The sequence below is a fragment of the Achromobacter sp. Marseille-Q0513 genome, assembly GCF_018195695.1.
Taxonomy (GTDB): Bacteria; Pseudomonadota; Gammaproteobacteria; order Burkholderiales; family Burkholderiaceae_B; genus Achromobacter.
Map to the genome: position 1 here is coordinate 1 of NZ_JAGTJY010000676.1, position 312 is coordinate 312.

1 protein-coding gene is annotated in these 312 nt (G+C 68.3%); it reads left to right on the forward strand.

The window, feature by feature from the left end; all coding sequences use genetic code 11:
- A partial coding sequence (locus KDH83_RS32270) for a hypothetical protein (RefSeq protein ID WP_212323299.1) occupies positions 1-312 on the forward strand: 312 nt, incomplete at both ends.

The following is a 312-nucleotide window of genomic DNA, read 5'->3' on the forward strand; positions in this document are numbered from 1 at the left end:
TCTACTACGACGTAACTGAAACCGTCACCGAGACGCGCGCGACCGCCAGCGACCCCGGCAGGATCCTGTCGGGCGGCGCGATGACGTTGACCGGAACCGTCACCAACGACAAGAGCCAGATCGCCGCGGGTGGCGCATTGTCGGTCGTCGGACCCGCCATCGACAACATCGGCGCGGCCGGCACGCGCACGGTGGCGCGCGAAGGTTCCATGACCCTGAGCACCGAAGGCAATGGCCGGCGCCGGGAAACGACCGGCCGCTACCAGGAAACCTTGGCCTCCCAGCCCATCGAGGTGCCGGTCGGAACCTCCG